Here is a 19,349-nt window from a genome sequence, read left to right on the forward strand (position 1 = left end):
TACCCATGATCAGGGTAGCTTTAGATGCTATGGGCGGGGACTTAGGTCCCCGCATTGCATTAGATGGAGCCGTGGAGATCCTCTCCCGCCATCACGATGTCTTTATCACTGTTTATTATTCCCCTTATTCCGATCTGGAACTTCCTGCGCCTCATGAACGCTTATCTCTGATCTCTTGCTCTGATGTCATTGATGGAGATGAAGAAATAGTCTTGTCTTTGTTTCGCCGTCGTAATAGTACGCTCTATCAATCGTTAAAAGCACTGACTGATAAGTCTTCGGATGTTGTTGTAACCTTGGGGAATACAGGTGCTATGGTGGCATTGGCGCGGCACATTCTAGGTGTTTTGCGGCCTAAGCTTTATCCTGCTTTAATTAGGGAGTTACATTCTAACCCACTGCGTTGTTTGGTTGATTTGGGGGCGAATGTGCATTGTCCTGCGTCCATGTTGGTTGGCTTTGCGGAATTGGGTGCGGCTTACATTGAAGCTTTGAGTCAAGAGAGTCCTAAAGTTGGGCTTTTGAATGTTGGTGTTGAGAGCTCGAAAGGAAGTGCTGTAATTCGTGAGGCGGATAGATTGCTGGCGGAAAATGCATGGTTATCGTACAAGGGGTATGCGGAAGGTACGGAGCTGTTTGAGGGTGACAAAAACGTCATTGTTTGTGATGGGATGGTCGGAAATGCGGTTCTAAAGGCATCCGAAGGGCTTTTGTCATTTATGATGAGAAAATTCAAGGATGCGAATGGTGTGTCCTCATTGTTTGAGACTTTTTACCAAACTGAACGTCGACATGGGGCTTGTTTAGTCGGTGTGCGTGGCAATTTGGTAAAAGGTCATGGTCGTTCCGATTTGCCTGCAATGGTAGGTGCGATTGAGTATGGAATTGATATTGCGCGTGCGGATTTGTATTCTGCGATAGAGGCGCGTCTTTGTAATGAGGCTGTATAGTCAGGAGATTAAATGAGCACTAAATTAGCTTTTGTTTTTCCAGGTCAGGGTTCTCAACAATTGGGAATGCTAGCAGATTTAGCAGAGAAACATGAAATCATTGAGCGAACATTTGCAGAAGCATCCAGTGTGCTTGGTTATGATTTGTGGGATCTTGTGCAGAATGACGCAGAGAAACTGAGTCAGACTGATAAAACGCAACCTGCTTTATTGACTGCAAGTGTGGCTTTATGGCGCCTTTGGGAGCAGCAAGGCGGTGAAAAGCCTGTTTATGTTGCTGGTCATAGTCTTGGTGAATATTCTGCTTTAGTCTGTGCTGGGGTGATTGCATTCGCGGATGCCGTGGCGCTGGTTAAGTTGCGTGGTGAATATATGCAACAGGCCGTTCCAGCTGGTGAAGGTGCTATGGCAGCTATTATTGGCCTTGATGATGATAGCGTTGTCGCTGCATGTGCTGCTGCGCCAGGTGTTGTTAGTGCGGTTAATTTTAACTCGCCTGGTCAAGTTGTTATTGCGGGTCATGTTGCTGCGGTTGAGGCGGCTATGGTTAATGCGAAAGAGGCGGGGGCTAAGCGTGCGCTTCCTCTTCCTGTTAGTGTTCCTTCTCATTGTGAGTTGATGATTCCTGCTGGTGAAAAATTAGCTGAAAAGTTGGAGTCTATCGCTTTTCAGGCACCTAACTGTGTTCTGGTTCAGAATGTTTCGGCTCAAGCAGTTTCAGATCCTGTTGTCATTAAGGCGAACTTGGTTTCTCAGCTAAGTGAACCTGTTTTATGGACTCAGTCGGTTACGTTGCTTGCAGAGTTGGGTGTGACTTCTACGATTGAGTGTGGACCTGGTAAAGTGCTCAGCGGTTTGAATAAACGAATTGTAAAAGGATTGGAGACGGCTTCTTTGGGAGATTTGTCTGGATTTGAAGCGGCTTTGTCTGCGTAAGCGTCATTTTATTGATCTAAAAGTAACTAATTGGAGACAAACATGAGTCTTGAAGGAAAAATTGCTCTGGTAACTGGGGCTACTCGTGGTATTGGTAAAGCGATTGCAACTGCATTAGTTGAACAAGGTGCTACTGTTATTGGCACGGCAACAAGTGAATCCGGTGCTCAGAGTATTAGTGAATACTTGGGTGAAAACGGTAAAGGTTGGGTTTTGGATGTATCTTCAAGTGAATCTGTTGATGCGGTAATTAAAGAAATCACTGCCGAATTTGGCGCGCCAACGGTTTTGGTTAACAATGCTGGTATTACGCGTGATAATCTAATGATGCGGATGAAGGAAGATGAGTGGGATCAAGTGATCAACACGAATTTGACGTCTGTGTTTCGTGTTACTAAAGCCTGCTTGCGCGGCATGACCAAAGCAAAATTTGGCCGTGTTATTAGTATTAGTTCCGTGGTTGGCTCTATGGGTAACGGCGGGCAAACTAATTATTCTGCTGCGAAGGCTGGACTAGAGGGCTTTAGTCGTTCTTTGGCTGCGGAGATTGCTTCTCGTGGTATCACGGTGAATTGTGTTGCTCCAGGCTTCATTGAAACAGATATGACTAAGGTTTTACCGGAAGAGCATAAGGCTAAATTAGTCGAAAAAGTGCCTTCTTCTCGCCTTGGTCAACCAGAAGAAATTGCGGCGGCAGTTGCATTTTTAGCGTCAAATGGCGCGGGTTACATTACCGGTGAGACATTACATGTCAATGGCGGTATGTATATGTCGTAATTTGAGTTGAATTTTATGTTTAATTCAACGAAAATACGTCTCCGGTTCATGTCGAGAATCACACCTTTATAGGTGCCCGAATTTTTATAATATGCTCACACTGAGCTGTTAATGAGTAGAGTAGGAACTTCTAATGAGTAGCATTGAAGAACGCGTTAAGAAAATCGTTTGTGAACAACTAGGCGTTAAAGAAGAAGATGTTGTTGCATCAGCATCTTTCGTTGATGATCTAGGTGCAGATTCTCTAGATACAGTAGAGTTGGTTATGGCTCTTGAAGAGGAATTCGATACTGAAATTCCTGATGAAGAAGCTGAAAAAATCACTACAGTACAAGCAGCGAACGACTACATCAACGCTAACTTGTAATCTATAAGTGAACTGAGTTTTCCGAAAAGCCGCTTGTACTTGTTACAGCGGCTTTTCTTATTAATAGCCCTTAACGGTTGAGGGCGGATTGTTGGAGAAATCTTATGTCTCGTCGTCGGGTTGTAGTCACAGGAATGGGAATGGTGACACCCCTTGGCAATAATGTGAAAGATACGTGGGATAATATCTTGGAAGGCAAAAGCGGTGTATCGGAGATCACTTCTTTCGACGCTAGCCAGTTTTCCACTCGTTTTGCAGCGCAAGTTAATGATTTTGATGCGACTCAGTACATGAGCGTTAAAGAAGCTCGCAAAATGGATCTTTTCATTCAATACGGTATCGCCGCAGCAGTTCAGGCTTTGGAAGACGCTAATCTCAATGCAGATACTGCCGATTTGAGCCGCGTAGGCTGTGCGATAGGTTCCGGTATTGGTGGTTTGCCAATGATCGAAAAGAACCTTGAGTTATTGAATGAATCTGGTCCAAAACGTATTTCTCCATTTTTTGTTCCAGGCGCGATTATTAATATGATTTCAGGTCATGTTGCGATTCGTTTTGGGTTTAAAGGACCTAACATTTCAATCGTCACAGCTTGTACAACGGGTACCCATAATATCGGTATGGCTGGGCGGATGATCGCTTATGGCGATGCGGATGTCATGATTGCCGGTGGTGCTGAAATGGCTATTACGCCGTTGGGTATTGGTGGGTTCGGTGCTGCTCGTGCGTTATCAACCCGCAATGATGACCATAAAACGGCAAGTCGACCATGGGACAAAAACCGTGATGGTTTTGTCATGGGAGATGGCTCGGGCATTTTGGTGCTAGAAGAGTATGAGCATGCGGTTGCGCGTGGCGCGACAATTTATGCAGAACTTGCTGGCTTCGGGATGAGCGATGACGCTTACCATATGACTGCGCCGCCAGAGGGCGGTGAAGGGGCGGCAATGGCGATGCAGGCGGCATTAAACGATGCGAAATTAACGCCTCTGGATGTTGATTACATTAATGCGCATGGCACATCAACACCAGCAGGTGATTTGGCCGAAACACAGGCCGTTAAGGCGTTAATGGGCGCGGACGCTTCAGATGTTGCTATTAGTTCAACTAAGTCCATGATTGGTCATTTGCTTGGTGCGTCAGGCGCAGTAGAATCTATTTTTTCTATTCTAGCCATTCGTGATCAAGTTGCACCGCCTACGATCAACCTTGAGGAGCCGGGCGAAGGCTGTGATTTGAACTACGTGCCAGGTACACCTCAAAAACGTAAGATTGATGTTGTGCTCAATAATTCTTTCGGTTTTGGTGGAACAAATGGAACGCTAGTTTTTAAGAAAGTATCTTAAAAACTAGCGAGGGTTGAAGTTCTACTTAGTATCCCAACTTAGTGTATCTGAGTAGATAAGCCGCGTAGAGCGGCTATTTCTTTTGAGATGTCGTAGCTTTGATGTTGACTGTCGAGTTCGTAAAGGCGGTCTTCTAGCTGCTGGTAAAGGGTGATTTCTTCGTCTCCTAGAAAGTGTAGGCATTCTCCGCCTACAAACCACAATAGCTCTCTTTTTATAAGAGGGACGAGATTTGCGTAGCATCGTATGAAGCGAGACAGCACTTCTTGGGCGTCAAAAGTATAATCATGAGAGTTTTCTTGAATGCTTTTAACGAGTTCATCCCATTTTGCTAAGAAGTCAATTTCTTCTTCAGCCAGTTCTGGCTGATTAAAGGGGTCATGTTCTGCGATTCGATGGCGCAAGTCAGCAAATGCGTCAAGTATGTATTGTGTGCGTGATTCCACGTAAAACCCTATTCAAGTAAGTAACTATATTAGTCGGCAATGCCGTATGAGAACTTCAATTATGACATATGCAATCGAAATTAGTGACCTTAAAAAACGCTACGATGGTGGTTTTGAAGCACTAAAAGGTATCGATTTAAAAGTTGAAAAAGGGGATTTCTTTGCTTTGCTGGGTCCAAACGGGGCAGGAAAGTCGACCACTATTGGTATTTTATGCTCGTTGGTGAATAAAACATCGGGGCGTGTGTCCATTTTCGATACGGATATTGATACGGATTTTGCAAAAGCTAAGAAGTTTCTTGGCGTCGTTCCTCAAGAATTCAATTTTAATGTTTTTGAGACGGTATTTAATGTTGTTGTTACGCAGGCAGGGTTCTATGGAATTAGCCGCGCTGTGGCAGAAGAGCGAGCCGAAAAATATCTGAAACAATTGGATTTATGGGATAAAAGAGACGCTCAGTCGCGAATGTTGTCAGGCGGTATGAAGCGCCGATTAATGATAGCGAGAGCCTTAATCCATGAACCGGAAGTGTTGATTTTAGACGAGCCTACTGCCGGTGTGGACATTGAATTGCGCCGCTCTATGTGGGAGTTCATCAAAAAACTCAATGAGCAAGGTACTACCATTATCCTCACGACGCATTACTTGGAAGAAGCTGAGCAGCTATGTCGTAATATCGCGATTATCAATGCGGGTGAAATTGTCGAAAATACCAGTGTGAAGGCGTTGCTTAAAACTTTGAATCAAGAAACGTTTATTCTTGATTTAGACAAGGCATTGCCGTCCGGTTGGTCATTGTCGGACTTCGCTGTATCGATAAGTAAAGACGGCAGTACAATCGAGGTAGAGGTGGTTAAAGGGCAATCGATCAATGCCATTTTTAGTGCGCTTGATTCTATTTCGATTAATGTCGTAAGTATGCGTAATAAATCCAATCGACTCGAAGAACTCTTCGTCAAATTAATTAAAGGCTAGCGAGATGAAAAACTCAGAAATTTGGGTCGCGTTTTATACGATTATTGTGCGAGAGGTGCGTCGCTTCACGCGTATATGGCCACAAACCTTGTTACCACCTGCTATTACCATGTCTTTGTATTTTGCTATTTTCGGGAATCTAATCGGCGACCGAATTGGTGAGATGGGCGGTTTTAGTTACATGCAATACATTGTGCCTGGGTTGATCATGATGTCTGTGATAACGAATTCTTACTCTAATGTGTCTTCGTCGTTTTTCTCTGCGAAGTTTCAACATAGCGTGCAAGAGTTGTTGGTTTCACCCACGCCAAATTGGGTCATTTTATTAGGCTATACGCTAGGTGGTGTGGCCCGTGGGTTGTGTGTTGGTCTTATTGTGACATTACTGTCGCTTTTCTTTACCCATTTGGCGCTAGAAAATTTGTTTCTTACGGTGCTTGTAGTGTGCTTAACCGCTGTGATGTTTTCTTTAGGTGGTTTTGTGAATGCAATCTACGCAAGAAGCTTTGATGATGTGTCTATCGTACCAACGTTTATTCTGACGCCGTTAACGTATCTGGGTGGGGTGTTTTATTCCATCGATTTGTTGCCTGACTTTTGGCAGTCGGTTTCTATGTTAAACCCTGTGTTGTACATGGTTAATGCATTCCGATATGGCATCTTGGGGGTATCTGATATTAACGTATATTGGGCCTTGGTCATTGTGAGTGTGTTTATTGTTGTGTTGTTTAGTTTCGGTCTGCGTTTGCTCAATCAGGGCAAAGGTATTAGAAGTTGAGGTAGTGTTATATGGGCTTTTTACCCTTAGGTCAGCAAACAGAATATGTTTCTGAATACGATGCAGGGTTGCTTTACCCCATTGCAAGAGTGGACAAATGGACTGAAATGGGCATTGAATCTGAGCGCCTGCCATTCTATGGGGAAGATGTTTGGAATGCTTATGAATTGTCGTGGTTAAATACGAAAGGCAAGCCAATTGTTGCGTTGGCAGAATTTCGTTTGCCATATGATTCGCCTAATATTATCGAATCAAAATCGTTCAAATTGTATCTTAATTCGTTAAATCAAATGCGATATGAGTCGCCTCAAGCGGTGCAGATGTTGCTAGAAAAAGATTTGTCGGCAGCCGCAGGCGCAGACGTCACCGTGATAATCCGCGATGTGGATTCAATGGCATCCTTGGTTGTTCTAACGCCAGACTACTGCATTGATGAATTGGATATTGAAGTGTCTGATTATCACCCTAACCCTGATTTGCTGGCGGTAGATACGTCTATAGGTTTAGTGGAAGAGCGTTTGGTGAGCCATCTGTTGAAGTCTAATTGCCCTGTTACCAATCAACCGGATTGGGGGTCAGTGTTTATCGACTACAAAGGACCAAAGATTCAGCATGAAAGTCTGCTGAAATATGTCATTTCTTTCCGTGAGCATACAGATTTTCATGAGCAATGCGTTGAACGTATTTTTATTGATATTATGCGCCAATGTCAGCCTGAAAGTTTAACCGTGTATGCAAGGTATGTCAGACGAGGAGGATTAGATATCAATCCCTATCGTTCAACCGTGCCATTGGTGCTAGGGAATGATCGTCTCACCCGCCAATAAAGTAAAGATAAAATGCCGCTTGAAAAATCAGGCGGCATTTTTTTGACATTGTATTTAGTGCATGTATTACATGGCGCTAAGCTGTTGTTTCACGATATTAAGCGCAGGTTTGCCATCAAAGGTGGTGACACCTTGCAGCCATTTGTCCAATATTTCTGGATGAGCTTTCATCCAATCGGCGGCGGCTTTTTCTGGTTTTTCAGGAGACGCAATCATTTCGTTTTCCATGGTCAAACCAAATTCAAGGTTCGACAGCAGTTTGCCAACATTGGAACATTCTGATGAATAGCCTTTTCTGGTCAGAGTTCTAATCGTAGCGCCACCATAATTAGGGCCAAAATATTTGTCGCCACCAGTCAGGTATTTTAAATCGTAATTGACATTCATTGGGTGCGGTTCCCACGCTAAAAAGACAATGAAGTTATCACGTTTTATGGTTCTTGCTACTTGTGAAAGCATTGCTTGTTCGCCTGATTCGACGACTTTCCAGTCTTTTAGCCCAAAATCATTAGTATCTATCATGGTCTGAAGTTTTTGATTGGCTGGAGCGCCGGCATCGATACCATAGATTCGTTGACGAAATTCTTTACTGAATTTCTCCAAGTCGGAGAAATCTTTCACTCCTGCGTCAAAGACGTATTTTGGCACAGCCAGTGTAAATTTGACGCCTTCCAAGTTGGTACGAACTACATCAATGTCGTTCTTGTATTTGTCAATGAAAGCAGACTGGGCGGGCATCCAATTGCCCATGAATGCATCAATTTCGCCATTTTTAATACTCTCAAAGCCCACGGGAACGCTCAGAAGGTAGACTTGTGTGTCGTATCCCAATGCTTTTAATAAAGTCGTTGCTACACCATTTGTGGCGCCAATATCGGTCCAGCCAGGATCACTAAACGTGACTTTTTTGCATTGTTCAGGTTCTGCGGACAAAGCAACACTGCTTCCAAGAAGTAGACTAACGAGGCCAAAGGTTTTGAGTCCTGTACGACTAAATGATATTGCTTTCATTTGTGTGCTCCTGTTGTGATAGTTATTTATCAATTTACTCTGCTTTAGGGAAGCGAGAGCGAGTTTCTAAGTCGTCTAGATCAATATGGTTTCTCATATACATTTCACTGCTGTCAAAGATAGGCTGGTGATCCCACGCCAATTTTTTGCCTTTATTGAGTGCTTTAACAATGAGACGACGACGGCGTTGGCTTACCAACACGTCTTGTGTGAGTGCTTCTGAATTCCAGCGCGCTGAGGTTTCCTTCCTAAATTCATCAATAATGTCTTTGTAATCTGGATGTTCAGCAAGATTATTCAGTTCATCTGGGTCATTTGACAAATCAAACAATTGTTCTGGGTCGATATGGCAATAGATGTATTTGTATTGGGCGCGGCGAATCATGAAAATCGGGGCGATTGCGCCTTCACCAAAATATTCGCCAATCACTTCATCATGGCCCTCTGTTTTACCCGTAATGTGAGGCATTAAGCTCTTTCCTTGAATGGGCATGGCGTATTGATAATCCGATTTGTTTGTTGCCATTTCAAGAAAAGTGGGCAATAAATCCATGGTGGAAACCGATTCTTTAATGCGTTTTGCGGAGAAGTGTTTTGGCGCGTGTACGATCATTGGTACACGAGCAGAGCCTTCAAAGAATGACATTTTGTACCAAAGGTTTCTTTCGCCTAGCATGTCGCCATGGTCACCTGAGAACACAATGATGGTGTTGTCATCTAAGCCCGTTTCTTTGAGGGCTTTTAAAAGCAGACCGATCTTGTCATCGACATAACTAATGGCGCCATAGTAAGCACGTCGCGCGTTACGAACTTGCTGATCTGTTAACTCTTGGTCGAAATATGCATAAACCTCTTGAAGCCGAGCGGAATGTGGGTCTTGCTCGTCTTTAGGAATACGGATTTTTGGTAGGTCAATTTCTTCATTTGTGTATCTGTCCCAATATTCCTGAGGAATGGCATAAGGGTCGTGTGGGTGCGTCATGGAAACGGTTAAGCAAAAGGGTCTATCTTGGTCACGTCTTACATAGTCATATAGATATCGTTGCGCATGAAAAACCACTTCATCATCAAAGTCTAATTGATTGCTTCGAACACAAGGACCGGCTTGAGTGACGGATGACATATTGTGATACCAAGTAGGGCGTGTTGTTAAATCGTCCCAGTTTGGAAACCAGCCATAGTCGGCAGGATAAATGTCGGTGGTTAACCTTTCTTCGAACCCATGCAATTGGTCTGGTCCACAAAAATGCATCTTTCCTGATAGTGCGGTCTTGTAATTTTTTTCTCTTAAATAGTGAGCAAAGGTCGGAATGTCAGCGGGGAAGTCTGCGGCATTGTCGTAAGCGCCAATTTTACTCGGTAGTTGTCCTGTCATGAGAACATACCGAGATGGCGCGCACAGAGGGCTGTTGCAGTACGCTGAATCAAACACCACTCCTTTTTCAGCGAGTGATGATAGGTGGGGAGTTTTTACAACTGGGTTGCCGTATATGGGAAGAGCGGATGTAGCCAATTGATCAGCCATGATAAAAAGTATATTGGGTTGTTTTTCTGCCATGATTATCTCTAATGTATAAATAAGGAAAGATTGGCAAATACAAAGAAATTGCCTTGTTTTATCTAGATTGCGCTATCGAAAAGAAGCTGTAAACTGACTAAATATTTATATATGGGATAAGCTGAACTTATGTTATCTGATTCTGAATTACCACCATTACAGTCACTTGTCGTTTTTGAAGCATCAGCGAGATTGTTGAGCTTTACCGCGGCGGCGCGTGAATTGGGCACCACCCAGCCTGCAGTAAGCCAGCAAATCCGTGCTCTAGAGGATACTTTGGGCGTGGCTTTATTTGAGCGCATATACCGTGGTGTTGTATTGACCGACTCAGGCTATGTGTTACTAAAAACGACACAGTCAAGTCTTAGAGATTTGCGCGAAGTGTTGCAAAAAATTAAACAAAAACCGAAAACTCAACGTATTACTGTCGCAACGGATTTTGCTTTTGCCGCTTTTTGGCTGATGCCTCGACTGCCAGAGTTTCGGAGGCTGCATAAAGAAATAGACATACGCATTCAAACGTCGCAATCCGAAGTTGATTTAGTCTCGATGGAAGCGGACATCGCTATTTTGTTTGGTGAAGGCCAGTATCAAGGGTATTTTACTGAGAAATTGTTGCCTGAAATGGTCTATCCGGTCTGCAGTCCAAAATTGCTGGAGGAGTGTTCTGGTTTCAAAAGTCTGTCGGATCTCATCAAAGCCCCCTTGTTGAAATTAAATGCGGACATGGGGCAAAAATGGATCGACTGGGAGCGACTCTTTCAGCTGAATGGGTCTTTGTGGCAGCCTTCTGAGTCGGTGATGGAATTTGATAACTACACACTTCTGGTGCAGGCTGCTATTTCTGGACAAGGAATTGGTCTTGGCTGGTCGCCCCTTTTGGATGATTACATTCAAAGTGGCGTGTTGGTTGCTTTGTCCGATTTTACGGTGCAATCAGACAATGGGTATTACACTGTGCTATCCAAGCAGAGAACGCCTACAGCCCCAGTGTCGGCATTTCTAGCTTGGCTTAAGTCGTAATGATTAGTGCAATTTCAGCCACCAAAGAGCGCCCACTGCACACAGAGATAGTGGTAAGGACAGTAGAATCATTAAGGCAATTTCGTCTACTGGCCCTTTAAATTTGCTGGCAAGCATGTAGCTAATGACAGCGACAGGCATGGCATTAAGTACCAAGAGAACGGCACTTTCTAGTGGACTGAGTGGAAATAAGAACACAACGATGGTCGCAGCGAATACCCCTACTGCAGGTCGAAACGCAGACAGTAATAACGCCCGACTTATTTTTCCTTTTTCGTTTACCTTCAAACCACTGATGGATTTGCCCAGCAGCATCAGCATGATTGGCAAGGTGATGTGACTTAGCATGTCTAGCGTGCTCATTATGGGCGTTGGCAAACGAATGTTAAACCCTAAGAAAAGCGCGCCTACGACCAGTGCGATGACAGGTCCATTCCTTAACAATTGTTTAGGGTGATAGGTGCCGGACATGAAACCAACACCCAAAGTAAAGTGGCTGATTTGAACCACAGATGAGATAACCACCGCGATGGCCATGCCTTCTGCACCAAATAAAGCGAACGCAATCGGAATGCCCAAATTGCCTGTATTCGGGTTCACCAAGGGCGGTAAATAAAATCGCGTGGGTAGCTTGAGTGTTTTCAAAATAATAAATGAGATCAACGACACGATAAGTAAGACAAGTACCGTTGCTGCGATGATTTTCAACATGCTGAAAACTTGCATTTGCATTGACAGCACTGAGTACAGCAATAGTGCCGGTAATCCAATGCTAGAAACCAGCGCCCCCAAAGAAGGACTGTTTAAATAGTCTGTTTTTTTTCCGAGGATGAAGCCCAAACAAATGAGTAATAAAATCGGGGTGAGTGATCCTGCCAATGCTAAGAGCATAGATGTCCTTAATGAATATTATTCGTTGTCGTCTGCCTTTATGTTAAAGGCTTCCACAAGATAGTTCACTAGTGTATTGACTCTAGAGCTGATATTTCTTGAATGGGGGTAAAGTAAAGACACATCAGAGTGAGGCAGTGTCCAGTCAGGCAGTAATACCATTAATTTTCCAGACTCAATCTCCTGTTTTACATAGTATTCAGGCTGTCTTGATATGCCAATGCCCGCTAAAGTTGCCGATTTTACGACATGTCCGTTAGGGCAGTTGAGTTTTCCCTTTATTGGCAGCTCATACCTGTCGTGGTTGTCACGATGAATAAAAGGCCACCGTTTCACCGAGCCATTTATCAGGTTGTGTTCAAGTAAATCCTTCGGGTGATGCAATGCTGACATGGTTTCAATGTAATTTGGACTGGCGACTAGGTGATTTGTATAGCTTGTGAGTTTTCGGCCAATAAGGTTCGAATTGGTCAGCTCTCCCATTCTGACCACCAGATCGTATTGCGCATCAATGAGGTTTTCTCTCGTGCTAGAAAAGCTCAACTCTATGTCTACCTTTGGGTGCAAGTTCATAAACTGAAGTAACAGTGGCGCGAGTATCTCTTCTCCAAATCGACCGCCTACAGTGTTAATTCTAATCTGACCTGCAATGTTTGCGTGTGCATTCTGGGCAGACATTACGGCATGCTCAAGTTGATCAACGCCCTGACGTGAGAGCTGGTAAAAAGTCTCGCCAGCAGGAGATAAAGAAAGGGAGCGTGTAGAACGATAGAGGAGCTGGATTTGCATGTCTTTCTCAAGACGACTGATGATTTGCGAGACCCTAGCTCTAGAAATGTTTAATTGTTCGGCGGCTTTTGAAAAGCTTTGTGCTTCAACGACGACAAGGAACTCTCTTATACCTTCAGGAAAATTTGCTTTCATAATTGTTCAGTCTCATTAAACAATAATTTTAATGTATTGATAATTATAAACAGTGAAGAGGCTCGTATAGTAGGGATATTCGACAATTAATCTATTTGGAGAGTGTATGAAAACCAGAGTGCTTGGAAAGACAGGGTTTAATGTGTCTGAAATTGGTTTAGGCTGCTGGCAGCTAGGCAATGACTTTGGCGCGATAGAAGACAGCGAGGCCGCTGCGATACTGCAAGCAGCGCTGAATGAAGGTGTGCAATTTTTTGATACCGCTGACGTATACGGTGGAGGCCTAAGTGAGCAGCGGATAGGGCAGTGGCGAGCAGCATTGAGTAAACCGCCCGTTATCGCCACTAAAGTGGGAAGAAATCCTGAGCTCTATCCGGATGGTTACAGCAAAGCAAAGGTGAAGCAAAGTCTGCAAGCTTCTGCTCAACGTTTGGGGGTTGAATCTATCGATCTTGCGCAATTACATTGCGTGCCTCGTGATGTTTTGTTTTCTGGTGATTTGCTGGCCTGGATGGAAGATTTTAAAAAGGACGGCATCATCCAGCATTTTGGGGCGAGTGTAGAAATGCTCGATGAGGCGATGTTTTGTTGTGATCATCCTGAGATCGCCAGTTTGCAAATTTTGTTCAATGTATTCCGTCAAGATGCCGTTGAGTCATTGTTGCCGTTAGCTGAAAAAAATAATGTCGGTGTTATTGTTCGCTTGCCACTCGCCAGTGGATTATTAACCGGGAAAATGAAGTTGGATCGTATTTTTGATGAGCAAGATCATCGATTTTATAACAAAGACGGCGCGGCATTTCATGTTGGAGAAACCTTTAACGGCATCCCATATGAAAAAGGCGTAGCGCTGGTTGATAAACTCAATGGGAAATTGCCTGAAGGTCATAATATTCTGGACGTGTCTTTGCGCTGGATTTTAGATCAGCCTCAGGTATCAAGCATTATTGTAGGAGCCAGTCGCTCATCTCAAGTGGTACGAAATGCAGCGGCATCGAGTTTGTCTCCACTGAGTAAAGAGTTGCATGAGATGTTAGGGGATTTTTATCGGTCCGACGTCAGAAATGCAATTCGTGGTGGGATTTAACTGGAAGTGTCTGAGAGAGAATGGCGCGAAAAATCTCGCGCCATTTTGTGATTCAGCCTATTTTAAAATTTGTTCAGCATGCGCTTTGGTTTTCACTTTACCGATGATGTCGGAAATAACGCCTTCTTCATCAATAATAAATGTGGTTCTTACTGTGCCCATGGATTCACGCCCCATAAATTTTTTCAGTTGCCAAGTGCCATACAACTCATGCACTTCTTTTTCGGTGTCTGCTATCAAAGGAAAAGGTAATTCGTATTTTGCTATGAAGTTTTGATGTTTTTTCTCGGTATCTGTACTGACACCTACGACAACGAAACCTTGTTCTAATAGTGCTTGGTAGTTGTCACGCAAATCGCACGCTTGAGCTGTGCAGCCTGGCGTGTTGTCTCTTGGGTAAAAATACAAAGCGACTTTTTTGCCTTTGAACTGAGCAAGGGTGATCGTGTCACCGTTTTGATCCTTGGCGGTAAAGTCTGGTGCAGTTTGTCCTATTTTAATTGTCATATAGCTCTCTTTATTCATTTTTAAAAGTCGAAGACGGTGGGTTGTCTATTATTTATTCTATGTACGCGACATTTGTTTCTTTAGCTTAACAAGAGCCAAGTTAAAAATCCTCTTGGATTGCTTTTCTTATGAATTTACTCGGGCTTTACGCCCCTCAATTATTGTTAAACCAGAGTCTGGACGTTACTATAGGCGCGCTTATAATTTTATCGGAGACTCGAAATGATCACAGGTAGTTTAGTTGCGCTTATCACACCTATGTCAGCTGATGGCGCTGTAGATACTAAAAAATTAGATGATCTAATAGAGTTTCATATCAACGAGGGTACTCACGGTATAGTGGCAGTTGGCACAACAGGTGAATCCTCAACACTGACACCAGAAGAACACGCCAATGTGATTCGGCAAGTGGTTAATACGGTAAAGGGTCGCGTTCCTGTCATTGCTGGCACTGGAGCTAATGCAACTCATGAGGCCATTGATTTGACTCGCAGCGCGAAAGACGCAGGTGCAGATGCTTGTTTGCTGGTGACCCCTTATTACAATAAACCGACTCAAGAAGGTTTGTTCCAACATTTCAAAGCCATCGCCGATGCGGTGGATATCCCTCAAATTTTATATAACGTACCGGGTAGAACGGCATGTGATATGCAAAATGACACCGTTGTTCGCCTCTCTACCATCAAAAATATTGTTGGTATCAAAGACGCAACGGGAAATTTAGAGCGAGGCGAAGCGTTAATCAAAGCGTTGCCTGACCGTTTTGCTGTCTATTCTGGTGACGATCCGACCGCTGTCTCGTTGATGCTTTTGGGCGGTAAAGGCAATATCTCTGTTACCGCTAACGTGGCGCCAAGAGCGGTGGCTCAAGCCGCTGAAGCCGCATTAGCGGGCAACGCAGATCAGGCGCATGCGATTGATACGACGATTTCTTCACTTCATACCAATCTTTTCTTGGAGTCTAATCCTATTCCTGTTAAATGGGCTTGCAGTCAATTAGGTCTGTGTGAAGAGGGAATTCGATTGCCTTTAACGCCGTTATCAGAACAATATCACGCTGCTGTTCGTCAGGCATTAATCGAAGCAGGAGCGTTGTTAGTATGAAACATTCGACATTGAAGTTAGTGGGTGCTGGCTCTGTCGCACTGATTTTGTCTGGTTGCAGTACTTTTTTTACGGACCATTCTAACGATTATCAAAAAGAGCAACCGATTATTACTGCGCTTGATAAACCGGCAGGGTCAGAGCAGTCGAAGGACTTGCTTGTTATTCCTAATGAAAACGCGATTGCGAATTTAGAGGAAGTGAAGCCATTTGAAACGCCAAGAGCGCCGTTTGTTTTCTACCCAATGACCGCAATCGATGTGCTGGAACAGGATGACGCGATAGAATTCACTGTGCCTACCAGCGTGGAGCACTCTAAGCGTATTGTTTCAGATTTTCTTACTGCTCTGCATGGGGCCGGTTCTCCAATATCTTCTCAGACAGAGGATCAAATCGTGTCTGTCCCGTTCGACTTTCACCCTCAAGGCTGGTGGGCGTCATTATGGAGTGATATTACTCGTTTGCATCCAGCAAAAACGGCGTTCTCCTTCCGTTTTAGTGACGTTGGCGGCAAAACCTTGGTGGCAGTTCAATTTCGAGATGAACAGCAGGATGTTGAGCCTAGCAACTGGATGAGCCCAGTCCAAAATGAAGACGCTTACGCGGTGGCTGTGCGTTTGTGGGGCACCATTGGTCGTCAATTAAATCAGGCGTCTGCGTACCTTTCAAATCGTGATTCAGCGTCTGCATTCCCAGTTTGGGTGGATCATCATGGTATTTTTGCCATTCACTTGGGCGAGAATGTGTCTACACCTGAATTAGAATCGAAATTGAACGCAGCGGGCATTTATTTGATTCCGAATGCAGACAATATGCTTGCCCCCGTTCCGCCTGAAGACGTTGCGCGAATTGGTGATGTTGTTGACTTTACCATTCCTGGAAGCGAACAAAAGCTGTTTAACGTTTATCGTCGCAACTTAGATGACGTTAGCTGGGAGAACAGAGAGTACGCTTACAAAATTATGCATCAAAAAGCAGGTGATTTTTTAGTTATTGATGTTTCTTCTATGGCCTCGCCGGAAGTGGTTTCATTCCACCTGGCGCAGCGTTTTGTAAATTAATTAAGATTAACCCCTCACAAAAGAAGACCGGAGACTCTCCAATGGAAAAACGACAAGAGCTGTATGCAGGTAAGGCAAAATCTGTATTTCGTACAGATGATCCTGACAAGATGGTTCTAGTATTTCGTGATGATACCTCTGCATTTGATGGTAAGCGAATTGAACAGCTTGACCGTAAAGGCATGGTGAACAATAAATTTAATGCGTTCATCATGACCAAATTGCAGGAAGCAGGCATTCCAACGCATTTTGAAAAGCTACTAAGCGATACTGAGTCACTGGTTAAATGTCTTGATATGATGCCTGTTGAATGCGTTGTTCGTAATGTTGCGGCTGGCAGTTTATGTCGCCGTTTGGGTGTAGAAGAAGGCATTGCTTTGACACCACCAACATTTGAATTGTTTTTAAAGAACGACGCATTGGGTGATCCGATGATCAATGAATCCCATGTTGAGTCCTTTGGTTGGGCGAAAGCGGCTGACCTAGCGAAAGCAAAAGAGCTTACTTACAAAGTGAATGATGTATTAAAAGCGATTTTTGCGGAAGGTGGCATGATTCTAGTTGATTACAAATTAGAATTTGGCCTATATAAAGGCGAAGTGCTGTTGGGTGATGAGTTCTCTCCAGACGGTTGCCGTTTGTGGGACGCTAAGACCAAAGAAAAATTAGACAAAGATCGTTTCCGCCAAGGCTTGGGTGGCGTGATCGAAGCTTACGAAGATGTAGGTCGTCGTATAGGGATCGATTTCGACGCGTAAGACAACTGGCGATTAAATCCATAATGGAGGGGTAATTCCCTCCATTTTGCCATGCAAGGATACACATTGATTAACTTCCTTCCTGTTACTATCGGTTTACGGTACGCCCGAGCAAAGCGCTCAAATCATTTTATTTCATTTATTAGCTTTTCCTCTATAGCTGGTCTTGCGCTTGGGGTGATGGTTCTTATTACTGTTTTGTCCGTCATGAATGGATTTGACCGGGAGCTACGCCAACGAATTTTAGGTATGGTGCCACATGCGACATTGTGGGGCAGCCCCGTTCTAGCTGATTGGCGTGACACAGCCAAGCTGGTAGAAAAAATGCCTAATGTGGTGGGGGTTGCGCCGCACACACAAGCGCAAGTGATGTTTCAGTCTGGCTCAAGTGTACATGGCGCCATACTTAACGGTATTAATCCAGAAATGGAAAAAAAGGTTTCGATTATCGATGACAACATGGCCTCTGGCTCACTGGATGCATTGAATGATACAAGTTTTGGTATTGTTTTAGGGGCTCAGTTAGCGAAGATGCTCAGGGTTGATATTGGTGATAAAGTGACGGCAATTTTACCTAAAGCAAATGTATCAATTGCTGGAGTTACCCCTGTTCTAAAGCGTTTTACTGTGGTTGGAACGTTTGAGGTTGGTGCTGAGTTGGACAGCAGTTTGGCTTACATCAATATTAATGATGCCGCTAAGTTGAAACGTTATAAAGAAGATCAAGTCGAAGCTCTGCGGATTTCATTTGATGATTTGTTTTTAGCGCCATCGCATATTTGGGACATCGCAAGGGCGGTGCCTGGACAGAATCGAGTCAGTGATTGGACTCGTACTCATGGTAGCTTGTTTCAGGCTATTAAGATGGAAAAGACCATGATTGGTCTGCTTCTGTTGCTTATTGTGGCGGTGGCGGCATTCAATATTGTGTCTACGCTGGTGATGGTTGTAACGGATAAAAGAAACGATATTGCTATCTTAAGAACGATGGGTCTGACCTCTGGTCAAGTGATGTGGGTATTCATCGTTCAGGGCATGTTTATAGGTATGTTTGGTACATTAATCGGCGTTGTATCGGGCGTTGCTCTGGCGCTCAATGTAAGTGAAATCATTGCGGCTTTACAGACATTATTGAATGTGCAGTTTTTAAGTGCCGATGTGTATTTTATTAATTACTTGCCTTCTGAGCTTCAATGGTCTGATGTGGAGTTGATTGTGATCTCTGCTTTCATTATGACGGTTGCTGCGACTATTTACCCTGCTTGGCGTGCGTCAAAGGTCGAGCCTGCGGAGGCGTTACGTTATGAGTAATGAGTTGGTGTTAGAATGTCGAGCGCTCTCTAAGCAATATCTTGATGGTAAACAGGTTGTTGATGTCTTTCGATCGATTGACCTATCCTTAAATAAAGGGGAGACCTGTGCCATTGTTGGTGCCTCTGGTTCAGGGAAAACAACATTGCTTAATCTGCTCGCCGGATTGGATTTGGCAACGAGCGGTGATGTGAAATTGGCGAGTGTTTCTTGGTCTAGCATGAAAGACGCCAAGCGCGCCAAAATGCGCAATAAAGAAATGGGGTTTGTTTATCAGTTCCATCATTTATTGGCTGAGTTTACAGCGCTAGAAAACGTATTGATGCCGATGTGGATTGCCGGACTTGATAAAAAAGATGCCAATAAGCGTGGTGAGGAACTATTAACGCAAGTCGGCTTAAAAGATCGCTTACATCATAAACCATCACAATTGTCTGGAGGTGAGAGGCAGCGTGTGGCCATTGCCCGTGCTCTTGCGAACCGACCTGCTTGTGTCTTGATGGATGAGCCAACGGGTAATCTAGATGAAACGACGTCGCTAGAGATTCAGAATCTGATTAATGAGTTGAAATCAAGCTACGACATGGCCTTTTTGGTTGTGACTCATGATGAAAAGATGTTGGACTGGATGGATTCGGCTTATCGTCTTTCTAAAGGCGCCTTAGAGCCTTTGAAATGATTTTAGTTGTGTGAGGGGGGCATTTCGCATGC

21 protein-coding genes are annotated in these 19,349 nt (G+C 44.1%); 15 read left to right on the forward strand and 6 right to left on the reverse strand.

Going from position 1 to position 19,349, the window contains the following annotated elements:
* The first annotated feature begins 5 nt into the window (after window positions 1-5).
* The 5 genes from AABA11_RS07515 (at window position 6) to fabF (ending at window position 4,376) form a co-directional block, all read left to right on the forward strand.
* The gene (locus AABA11_RS07515) at window positions 6-950 is read left to right on the forward strand and encodes a fatty acid synthesis protein (RefSeq protein WP_338266713.1); all 945 of its coding nucleotides are present in this window, start codon (window positions 6-8) and stop codon (window positions 948-950) included.
* Window positions 951-962: 12 nt separating this feature from the next.
* Complete coding sequence (fabD, locus tag AABA11_RS07520; RefSeq protein WP_265727800.1) at window positions 963-1,886, forward strand: ACP S-malonyltransferase; 924 nt, start codon at window positions 963-965, stop codon at window positions 1,884-1,886.
* Window positions 1,887-1,928: 42 nt separating this feature from the next.
* A complete protein-coding gene (gene fabG / locus AABA11_RS07525; protein WP_265727801.1) occupies window positions 1,929-2,663 on the forward strand; it encodes a 3-oxoacyl-ACP reductase FabG in 735 nt (244 codons plus the stop codon).
* Window positions 2,664-2,796: 133 nt separating this feature from the next.
* Window positions 2,797-3,030, forward strand: a complete 234-nt coding sequence (acpP, locus tag AABA11_RS07530) for an acyl carrier protein (RefSeq protein ID WP_012069834.1) — start codon at window positions 2,797-2,799, stop codon at window positions 3,028-3,030.
* A gap of 104 nt (window positions 3,031-3,134) precedes the next feature.
* Window positions 3,135-4,376 carry a beta-ketoacyl-ACP synthase II gene (gene fabF / locus AABA11_RS07535; protein ID WP_265727803.1) on the forward strand — a complete coding sequence of 414 codons (1,242 nt, stop codon included), beginning with the start codon at window positions 3,135-3,137 and terminating at the stop codon, window positions 4,374-4,376.
* Window positions 4,377-4,414: 38 nt separating this feature from the next.
* Here the strand turns inward: fabF and AABA11_RS07540 are convergent, their stop codons facing one another.
* A complete protein-coding gene (locus AABA11_RS07540; protein ID WP_265727804.1) occupies window positions 4,415-4,822 on the reverse strand; it encodes a PA2817 family protein in 408 nt (135 codons plus the stop codon).
* A 61-nt stretch (window positions 4,823-4,883) separates the two neighbouring features.
* On the opposite strand from AABA11_RS07540, the gene AABA11_RS07545 reads away from it, so the two are divergent.
* From AABA11_RS07545 to queF, 3 genes are read left to right on the forward strand one after another with little or no spacing between them, the layout of a single operon-like run.
* Entirely contained in the window at window positions 4,884-5,798 is a 915-nt protein-coding gene (locus tag AABA11_RS07545; protein WP_265727805.1) for an ABC transporter ATP-binding protein, read from the forward strand.
* A 4-nt stretch (window positions 5,799-5,802) separates the two neighbouring features.
* A complete protein-coding gene (locus tag AABA11_RS07550; RefSeq protein ID WP_265727806.1) occupies window positions 5,803-6,576 on the forward strand; it encodes an ABC transporter permease in 774 nt (257 codons plus the stop codon).
* Window positions 6,577-6,587: 11 nt separating this feature from the next.
* Window positions 6,588-7,403, forward strand: coding sequence for an NADPH-dependent 7-cyano-7-deazaguanine reductase QueF (queF, locus tag AABA11_RS07555; RefSeq protein ID WP_338266722.1), 816 nt, complete (start codon window positions 6,588-6,590; stop codon window positions 7,401-7,403).
* 66 nt (window positions 7,404-7,469) lie between these two features.
* On the opposite strand, the gene choX is transcribed toward queF, so the two are convergent.
* On the reverse strand, window positions 7,470-8,414 hold the full coding sequence (gene choX, locus AABA11_RS07560; RefSeq protein ID WP_338266725.1) for a choline ABC transporter substrate-binding protein: 945 nt from the start codon (window positions 8,412-8,414) through the stop codon (window positions 7,470-7,472).
* Between the two features lie 34 nt (window positions 8,415-8,448).
* Window positions 8,449-9,972 carry a choline-sulfatase gene (betC, locus tag AABA11_RS07565; protein ID WP_338266728.1) on the reverse strand — a complete coding sequence of 508 codons (1,524 nt, stop codon included), beginning with the start codon at window positions 9,970-9,972 and terminating at the stop codon, window positions 8,449-8,451.
* A gap of 129 nt (window positions 9,973-10,101) precedes the next feature.
* Here betC and AABA11_RS07570 point away from each other — a divergent pair, with 129 nt between their 5' ends.
* Window positions 10,102-10,995: a choline sulfate utilization transcriptional regulator gene (locus tag AABA11_RS07570; protein WP_265727810.1), complete on the forward strand. Its 894-nt coding sequence runs from the start codon at window positions 10,102-10,104 to the stop codon at window positions 10,993-10,995.
* 3 nt (window positions 10,996-10,998) lie between these two features.
* On the opposite strand, the gene AABA11_RS07575 is transcribed toward AABA11_RS07570, so the two are convergent.
* Together AABA11_RS07575 and AABA11_RS07580 are read right to left on the reverse strand one after the other, a co-directional pair.
* A complete protein-coding gene (locus AABA11_RS07575; protein WP_265727811.1) occupies window positions 10,999-11,886 on the reverse strand; it encodes an AEC family transporter in 888 nt (295 codons plus the stop codon).
* 18 nt (window positions 11,887-11,904) lie between these two features.
* Window positions 11,905-12,810, reverse strand: coding sequence for a LysR family transcriptional regulator (locus AABA11_RS07580; RefSeq protein ID WP_265727812.1), 906 nt, complete (start codon window positions 12,808-12,810; stop codon window positions 11,905-11,907).
* 106 nt (window positions 12,811-12,916) lie between these two features.
* On the opposite strand from AABA11_RS07580, the gene AABA11_RS07585 reads away from it, so the two are divergent.
* Complete coding sequence (locus AABA11_RS07585) at window positions 12,917-13,897, forward strand: aldo/keto reductase (RefSeq protein ID WP_338266733.1); 981 nt, start codon at window positions 12,917-12,919, stop codon at window positions 13,895-13,897.
* A 57-nt stretch (window positions 13,898-13,954) separates the two neighbouring features.
* On the opposite strand, the gene bcp is transcribed toward AABA11_RS07585, so the two are convergent.
* On the reverse strand, window positions 13,955-14,404 hold the full coding sequence (gene bcp, locus AABA11_RS07590; protein WP_265727814.1) for a thioredoxin-dependent thiol peroxidase: 450 nt from the start codon (window positions 14,402-14,404) through the stop codon (window positions 13,955-13,957).
* 222 nt (window positions 14,405-14,626) lie between these two features.
* On the opposite strand from bcp, the gene dapA reads away from it, so the two are divergent.
* The 5 genes from dapA to AABA11_RS07615 all read left to right on the forward strand — a co-directional run bounded on the left by dapA (window position 14,627) and on the right by AABA11_RS07615 (window position 19,317).
* Window positions 14,627-15,508, forward strand: coding sequence for a 4-hydroxy-tetrahydrodipicolinate synthase (dapA, locus tag AABA11_RS07595; protein WP_265727815.1), 882 nt, complete (start codon window positions 14,627-14,629; stop codon window positions 15,506-15,508).
* Window positions 15,505-16,569, forward strand: a complete 1,065-nt coding sequence (locus tag AABA11_RS07600) for a hypothetical protein (RefSeq protein ID WP_338266736.1) — start codon at window positions 15,505-15,507, stop codon at window positions 16,567-16,569. Before dapA ends, AABA11_RS07600 begins: the two co-directional genes overlap by 4 nt.
* 41 nt (window positions 16,570-16,610) lie before the next feature.
* Window positions 16,611-17,327: a phosphoribosylaminoimidazolesuccinocarboxamide synthase gene (purC, locus tag AABA11_RS07605; RefSeq protein ID WP_265727817.1), complete on the forward strand. Its 717-nt coding sequence runs from the start codon at window positions 16,611-16,613 to the stop codon at window positions 17,325-17,327.
* Between the two features lie 66 nt (window positions 17,328-17,393).
* A complete protein-coding gene (locus AABA11_RS07610) occupies window positions 17,394-18,638 on the forward strand; it encodes a lipoprotein-releasing ABC transporter permease subunit (RefSeq protein WP_338266738.1) in 1,245 nt (414 codons plus the stop codon).
* On the forward strand, window positions 18,631-19,317 hold the full coding sequence (locus AABA11_RS07615; protein WP_265727819.1) for an ABC transporter ATP-binding protein: 687 nt from the start codon (window positions 18,631-18,633) through the stop codon (window positions 19,315-19,317). Before AABA11_RS07610 ends, AABA11_RS07615 begins: the two co-directional genes overlap by 8 nt.
* Window positions 19,318-19,349 lie beyond the last annotated feature (32 nt).

This window comes from Marinomonas pontica, assembly GCF_036322735.1.
Lineage (GTDB): Bacteria > Pseudomonadota > Gammaproteobacteria > Pseudomonadales > Marinomonadaceae > Marinomonas > Marinomonas pontica.